General features: G+C 69.1%; 5 protein-coding genes and 3 pseudogenes. 4 read left to right on the plus strand and 4 right to left on the minus strand.

Going from position 1 to position 7,239, the window contains the following annotated elements; genetic code table 11:
- Window positions 1-235 precede the first annotated feature (235 nt).
- On the plus strand, window positions 236-1,492 hold the full coding sequence (locus AMK33_RS40025; RefSeq protein WP_073938151.1) for a serine hydrolase domain-containing protein: 1,257 nt from the start codon (window positions 236-238) through the stop codon (window positions 1,490-1,492).
- Between the two features lie 125 nt (window positions 1,493-1,617).
- On the opposite strand, the pseudogene AMK33_RS40030 reads toward AMK33_RS40025, so the two are convergent.
- Window positions 1,618-1,992: pseudogene (locus tag AMK33_RS40030) on the minus strand (transposase); the annotation flags it as partial.
- Window positions 1,993-2,116: 124 nt separating this feature from the next.
- On the opposite strand from AMK33_RS40030, the pseudogene AMK33_RS40035 reads away from it, so the two are divergent.
- Window positions 2,117-2,350 (plus strand): annotated as a pseudogene (locus AMK33_RS40035) (HNH endonuclease); the annotation flags it as partial.
- Between the two features lie 23 nt (window positions 2,351-2,373).
- Here AMK33_RS40035 and AMK33_RS40040 read toward each other — a convergent pair.
- Both AMK33_RS40040 and AMK33_RS40045 read right to left on the minus strand, forming a co-directional pair.
- Window positions 2,374-2,919 carry a hypothetical protein gene (locus AMK33_RS40040; protein ID WP_143203927.1) on the minus strand — a complete coding sequence of 182 codons (546 nt, stop codon included), beginning with the start codon at window positions 2,917-2,919 and terminating at the stop codon, window positions 2,374-2,376.
- Window positions 2,920-3,077: 158 nt separating this feature from the next.
- Window positions 3,078-3,872: a hypothetical protein gene (locus AMK33_RS40045; protein WP_143203928.1), complete on the minus strand. Its 795-nt coding sequence runs from the start codon at window positions 3,870-3,872 to the stop codon at window positions 3,078-3,080.
- Window positions 3,873-4,286: 414 nt separating this feature from the next.
- On the opposite strand from AMK33_RS40045, the gene AMK33_RS40050 reads away from it, so the two are divergent.
- Window positions 4,287-4,850, plus strand: a complete 564-nt coding sequence (locus tag AMK33_RS40050; protein WP_073938154.1) for a hypothetical protein — start codon at window positions 4,287-4,289, stop codon at window positions 4,848-4,850.
- Window positions 4,851-5,089: 239 nt separating this feature from the next.
- Window positions 5,090-6,670: an ISL3 family transposase gene (locus AMK33_RS40055; RefSeq protein WP_443030960.1), complete on the plus strand. Its 1,581-nt coding sequence runs from the start codon at window positions 5,090-5,092 to the stop codon at window positions 6,668-6,670.
- A 50-nt stretch (window positions 6,671-6,720) separates the two neighbouring features.
- Here AMK33_RS40055 and AMK33_RS40060 read toward each other — a convergent pair.
- Window positions 6,721-7,113 (minus strand): annotated as a pseudogene (locus AMK33_RS40060) (helix-turn-helix domain-containing protein); the annotation flags it as partial.
- Between the last annotated feature and the right edge of the window lie 126 nt (window positions 7,114-7,239).

The raw sequence follows: 7,239 nt of genomic DNA on the forward strand, positions 1-7,239 counted from the left end.
ATGCGTGAACGCTGACGGGCCTAGAGCTCGTGCACCTCCCTTCGAATCGAACGACACCGCCACCCTCCGGGACGGCTCCCCAAGATCTGTGCCAGAACCCGCTACTCACCGGCACAATCAGCAGGGGGTGCGGCAAGGAGGGCGGTGGCCGCCGGGTGGTAGGGGGCCAGCACCACCCCCGTCCGGGCAGCCAGCTGGATGGTCCGCGGCGCCGGCCTTCCGTAGCGTTCAGGCCATGGAGATCACGAAGAGTGCGCGGTGGGGCCGGTCCGGACGGTGGCGTGCGGGGCTGGCCGTGGCCGGGGTCGCCGCAATCGGGACCGCATCGCTTCTCGGGCCGGGTACCACAGCCGAGGCCATGGGCGCCGGCGGCGGGGACGCGCGGTCGCGGCTGCAGCGGGACGCGGACGCGGTACGGGACACGGGAGCCACCGGGCTGACGGTGCTCGCCCGGGACGCGGCCGGGCGCGAGAGGCAGGCCCGGTCCGGCACCGCGAGCCTGAAGGACGGGGGCCGGGTGCCCTTCGACGCCTACTACCGCATCGGCAGCGACACCAAGACCTTCACAGCCGTGGCCGCGCTCCAGCTCGTCGGCGAGGGCACGCTGAGCCTGGACGACACCGTCGAGCAGTGGCTGCCCGGGGTGGTCGCCGGCAACGGCAACGACGGCAGCCGCATTACCCTGCGCAACCTGCTCCAGCACACCAGCGGCCTGGCCAATTACACGGACATCGCCTTCGAGGACCCGGCGGAGCTGACGCCCGAGCGCTTCCACGCACAGCGGTTCCGCTCGCAGACCCCCGAGGAGCAGGTTGCCGTGGCGATGGAGCGCGCCCCCGGCTGGCTGCCGGACGTGGACGATCCGGGCGCCGAGACGCAGTGGGCGTACTCCAACACTAACTACGTGTTGCTCGGGATGGTCATCGAGAAGGCCACTGGCAACCCCTGGGCGCAGGAGGTGCACGACCGGATCATCGAGCCGCTGGGGCTGCGCCGCACGCTGATACCGGACACCTCGCCGTACGTGCCGATGCCGACGGCCGCCGGGTACACGCAGTTCCCCGGCCGGGACGACCTCACCGACACCACGCTGGCCGTGGGCGGCGGCGCGGACGGCGGCATCATCAGCACCACCCGCGACATGAACACCTTCCTGCGCGCCCTGATGGGCGGCCGGCTACTGCCGCCGGAGCAGCTGAAGCAGATGCGCACCACCGTCCCGGCGCCCGGCTACGCCACCGACGGCAGGACCCGCTACGGGCTCGGCCTCGCCTGGCGCCCGGCCGAGGGCTGCGGGGGCGGAATCTGGTACCACGGCGGCACGTCCTTCGGCACCGCCTCCGAGACCGCAGTCACGCCCGACGGCCGGGTGTCGGCCGCAGCCGCTGTCTTCACCACGCGCTTCGGTGACGAGAAGCGCTTCCTCGAACAGGCGGAGGCCGCGGTCCGCCTGCTGGACCGGGCGGTGTGCGGCGACCGGAAGCGCGGGTGACCATGGGCGCACACCCGCAGAAGACACCGCTTGATTTCTTCGATAGGAGTCGCGTAGTCGGGAGCGTGGGCCTACAACAGGTCCACTCGATCGGTTCTCAGACGTCGCAGGCTCGCCTCCAGCGATTCGCGTACTGCGGCGCGCGCGGCGCGGAGGGCGGTCAGGGCCCGTGTCCCGCCGGTGGCGAGGGTGTCGACGAGCCGGGAGACGGTCGGGTCGGAGGCGACCGGCCCGAACACGGTCGGCTCGGCCCGCGGCATCGCGACATCGGCCAGGCAGTCCCCGCCCAGCGCCACCGCGAGCGCCACATCCAGCAGTACCTTGCCCGGATCGTGCACCGCCCGGGCCTTGCGCCATGGCGCGAACGCCGCCGATAGCGCCTGGTGTAGGCCGGTCTTGCGGACCGTCTCCACCAGCAGCACGGCCCCGGCCTGCGAGACCGCCCCACGACCGCCGCCTTCGACGCGGACACGCGGATAGGACCCGATAGGCTTCTTCACCTGGGAAGTGCTTCTTTCCTCGCAGCCAACAGGAGCCTCAGCAAGTCCCATCGTTGCAGGTCAGAGGCACTTACCGCTTTTTGATCAACCCTCGGACAGCCCGCTTGGTGAAAGCGCGAGGCTAGGGGCGGCCACCAGCTTGGTCGCGGTGACCGCTCGCTCGAACCGGTCGAAGTCGGATCAGGATCCTGCTGAGTGGCTTCCGCTGGCGGCCGGGGTGCACTGCCGGTACGTCGCGGAGTGGATCGGCACGAAGCTCCGCTGGCGTCTGTCGGCCGACGAAGCTGAAGTAGTGGCCCTGCGCGAGGTCGCGGTCGGCTGCCCGGGCCAGAAGGTGACGTATGAGCCGGCTTCGTAGGAGGCCGGTCCGGTTGCGCGTGGTCAGGTGGTGCGGCGGTCGATCTCGTTCTGCACGGCTGAGATAGCCGCGAGGGCGCTGGCGATCGCGGCGCCCTGCTGGCGGGACAGGTCCAGCAGGTCGTCCAGGAGGATCCTCTTGCCAGCGAGTTTGCGCTGGAAGTCGTCTGGCAGGGGAGTCTTTCTGTAGGCGTCGATGTGGGCGACGACGGTGCCGAGCGGGAGCTCGGGGAAGCGGCGTTCGGCCTGTTTGATACGGCTCAGGAGTTCACCGAGCTTGACCAGATCCACCTTCTGCACTGGGGTGCCGGCCAGTTTGTCGAGGAGGACGACGGTCTCGTTGAGCAGTTCGTAATCCGACTGGAAGCGCTTCGCCTGCTTGGCGCGCTGGCTTTTGCGGACCTGGTCGATGGAGAAGTACGTGCTGGTGATCAGGGCGACGAGGCCGACGACGGCTGTCCATGTCCAGGTGCTGGGGAAGGTGCCCTGGGAGGCGTCGCTTCCCAGTATCAGGCGAGCGCATGAGGATGAGGCGTTCTCCGCCACCTGGGATGCTGAGCAGTGGTTCATCGGGATTGTCCTTGTTGTGCTGGAAGGGCTTTGATGTGGCTGCGCCGAGGGGCGTGCGGTGATCTCCTGATGACCGGCCATGGCCAGGGCGCCAGTCCGCTCAAGGGTGCGGAGGCTGCTCTGCTGGACGGTTTCGCCTGGTGGTCCAGGACGTTGCTTCAGGCGCCGCTGTTGCTGGTCGGCTTCCAGGAGCTCGGCGTAGTCGTGGCGGTGCGGGTGGAACCCGGTGCCGTGGCAGCCTCTCGCCCGGACGCCGCCTCGTTACTCGCGCCGCTGTGCATGTGGTCCTGCCCCTGCGTGCGAGGAGTAGACTCCAGAGGGCTGTCCACGAGGCCGGCGGCCTTGGCGAGCCGACGGTGCCGTTGCCCGTTCCGGGGGGCGGGCATGGTGTCGTAGTCGTGGACGAGCAGGACGTCCAGGTAGAACGGCCGCCGGATATGACGCCGCAGGACGTCCTCCAGCGCGGCATGCCACGCACTGGACTGCAGGGTGCGCAGGGTGGTGCGGTCGGCCACGAACACGGGCACGTCGAGGTGGTCGCGCTGCAGGCGGGCCGGCAGTACCGTCGCGGCCCGCAGCGCGCGCATGACTTGGCGGCTGAGCAGACCGGACGGGTTCGTCAGGAGTTCTGCCCAGGCCTCCCGCACGTGTTCGGTGAGTTTGGGGCAGTCCGGGCACGAGGCCCGTGTCAGAACGACATCGGACAGCCGGATGCGGAGTGTGGCGGCACACTGCAGGCACTCGACCGACCACGGTGCGTCGAAACGCCGGTAGCGCTCCATGGCATCGAAGCCGGCCTTCCGCAGCATCCTGACGGCAGTCTCCTGCGACACCTGGCCTCGGCTGGTGTCGGCGACCACCGCCTCGATCTGCTTCAGATCCTCACGTCCGTCGGCGTCCTGGCGGGCGCGGACGGCCTGCCGCTGCACCCGGAGCCACGCGTCGAACCACACCGTCCGGTCCCGCGGCGGCACCTGACAGGCGACCAGGAAGGCCTCCAGGCAGTCGGTGGACGCAGGCGCCGTGCCACGCGAGATGCGAAAGGCGGTACTGCGCGACAGATCCTTGCCGGCGTCCCGTGTCGGCGTACGAGGTTCTCTCCCCAGGTGCGTACGGGCGAACGTCCCCGGCTGCTTGGCCGCAGTACGGCCGGGGACGGCCGGTAGCCCGCCGGTCTTGGGATAAGGCGATCGGGTCCGCAGCCCCTCCGCTCAGCGAGGCCCGTAGGGCGCCCTTGACGGACCGGCTCGCCTGGACGATCACGGGACTCTGACGGCCGGGGTCGCGGCGGTCCTTCGGTGACGGCGCGCCCGCCCGTGTGATCCAATGGCCGCGGCGCCAGGATCTCGCGAACGGAGTACGAAGGCATGTCGACGGTCATACCTGTGCCCGACAACTGGTATCCGTTGTTGAGCAGTTGGGAAGAGCTCCGGCACGGCTACTACGCCGGGGACAAGGATGAGACGGTGCGCGGCTGCGCCCGCCGGCTCGACACGACGGCGCCGGGGTCGGAGGGCGATCCCGTGCTGTTCTGGACGCTGGGTCTGCTGCTGCTCGCACCCTACGTGGCCTTCGGTAACCCCGGCCCGGGAGTCGAGGACGAGGTCGTCACCGTACTGAGCCAGGTCGCGCGCGGTGACGACGGCAGGACGTGCGTGCACGGCTGGCATCCGTACGAGGCCGACGTGGACGATGTGCTCGAGCGACTCCCCAACTGCCTGGCGGTGCTGAGCTCCCCGGTGAACCAGGCCCTCGACAACCTGCTTCCCGAGGATCTGCTTCCCGACTTCTACCTGGAAGAACTCGAGGACGAGAAGGCTGAACCCGCCGACCTCTCCGGGGCCGAGATCCTCGCCCGCTGGCAGTGCCCGCGGACCGCACCGGGATTCGCCCGCGCGGCCCTCGACTACCTGGGCGCGACAGTCCGCTGAGGGCGACGACTCCTTCGAGGGTGAGCAGTTGAGCGGTCGGGTGGGCCGGCTGACCTGAGCACGCACCTTCAGGGTGGGGACGTATCGCTGTACCTCACTGGCCAGGTTCGGGGCTCTGGCAAGATTTTCGTAGCCGGAGATCATCTTGGTGACACGGTGGACCGGTCCGCGTAGCGGGCAGCCTGTGGCTGTGCTCTGTTGAACTGGCAAGCCTGTTACCGCAGTTGGTTAATGTGCTGGTGGTCTCGGCCGATGTCTCTGATGCTGTCGTGGCGGTCCGCGCCCGCACGAGGTCCGGTGTTCCAGCGGGATGTACCGGATGCGGCCACCTCAGCGCGTGGTGTCACAGCCGCTATCTACGGCACCTCGCCGACGTCGCTCTCGGTGGCCGGCCTCTGCACATCGACTTGTCCGTACGCCGTTTGTACTGCGAGAACCCGGTCTGTCCGAAGGTGACGTTCGCCGAGCAGGTGCCGGGGCTGACCGTGCGCTACCAGCGGCGCACACCACAGCTGCAGCGCCTGGTGGAGGCCGTCGGTGTGGTGCTGGCTGGCCGGGGCGGTGCCCGGATGCTGCGGATCCTGAACGTGAGGCTCTCGAGGTGCACCGTTCTGTCTCAGCTGATGCGGGTGCCGCTTCCGCCACTGGAGACACCCCGGGTGCTGGGGGTGGATGACGTCGCGCTCTGCAGCGACACCTACGGCACCCTTCTGGTCGACGCCACGACCCGGCTCCCGCTCACGCTCTGGGAGGGACGCGATGCGGAACAGCTCAGCCACTGGCTCCGCGAGCACCCGGGTGTCGAGGTCGTCTGCCGCGACGGCTCCCTCACCTACCGGCAGGGCATCCTCGTCGGCGCCCCCGACGCTGTGCAGGTCAGCGACCGTTTTCACCTCTGGCAGGGGCTCTCCCGCCGCGTTCAGGACATCGCCTCGGCCCACCGTGGTTGTCTGCCCGCAGCCCTGCCACCAGTGGACGAGACCAGTCCCGCACCGGTCGGTGAAACCACCGAGAACACCGCGGCAGACTCCCGTGCCGGGCGGCATGCCCGAAGGTTGTTCGAGGCCGTGCACGCCCTGAGCGGCACCGGCCGCAGTCACCGCTCTGTGGCCCGGGAGCTCGGCCTGGACCGCCGCACCGTGAGCAAGTACGCCAGGGCCCGCACCTGGCAGGAAGTGATGCGCCGCCCGTCCCGCAGGCCCTCCGCCCTGGACCCCTACCTCGACTACCTGCAACAACGCTGGGACGAAGGACAACACAGCGCGAAGATCCTGCACGAGGAACTCCAGGCCAAGGGCTACCCCGGCCACTACCAGCGCGTGAAAATGGCGGTCGCGCCCCTACGACGGGGCCTGCCCCTGGACGAGCCGAGGCAGCGACCGCCCTCCCCACGCGAAGCCGCCCGCTGGATCACCACCCATCCGGCCCGCCGCAACCTGCACATCAACGACCGCCTGCCCCGGCTCTTCCAGCACTGCCCTGAGCTCAGGCACACCCACGACCTGGTCCGCCGGTTCGCCAACATGCTCGACAACCATGACGCGACGGCCCTTCCGGGTTGGCTCGACGACCTCACAGACAGCGGACTGCCCCCTCTTACCGGCCTCGCCGGAGCCCTGCGTGAAGACCGACAGGCCGTCGCCCAGGGCATCGCCACCCCCTACAACTCCGGGGTCAACGAAGGCCGCATCACCGACGTCAAACTCCAAAAGCGCCTGATGGCCAGCCGCGCAGGCGTCCCACTCCTCCGCCACCGCGTCATCCTGATCGCCCACCTCCGCCGACGCTACGCGGACCGGTCCACCGTGTCACCAAGATGATCTCCGGCTACGAAAATCTTGCCAGAGCCACACAGACGAGTACGCCGACAGTTGGTGGAGTATCGGTAGTTTTTGGACTGCTCGGCGACGGTGTGGTCGCGGGTGGGCACCAGGGTTCCGTCCACGATCAGCACCGTGCCCTTGCAGAACCGCTGCCGGGGATGAAACGCGAGCAGGGGACCGAGGTGGTCGATGATCCGATCCGCGGCCGACTTCGACACCCCAAATAGCGGCGCCAGTTGCCGCAGGGTGAGGTTCGTGCGCCAGTACGCAGCCACCAGCAGCACCCGGTCCTCCAACGGCAGCGACCACGGCCGGCCCTTACGGACCGGGTCAGCACCCTCGCGCCGCAGTGCGGTGATCAGCTTGTTGAACTGGCGCGGGCTCAACCCGGTGAACGGACCTATCCAGGAGAGCTCCGACGCCGTGATCACACCAGCCATGCGGCAGATCATTTCAGTTGCCGACACCTCACCCTGCGACTGATCCTGGGCACCAGGCAAGCGGAAGGGGACACGGTGGGCCTCATGCTCTTCCCCGGAGACGGCGGTTGCGTCCTGGGAAGTGGT

Source organism: Streptomyces sp. CB02400 (assembly GCF_001905725.1).
Taxonomy (GTDB): Bacteria; Actinomycetota; Actinomycetes; order Streptomycetales; family Streptomycetaceae; genus Streptomyces; species Streptomyces atrovirens.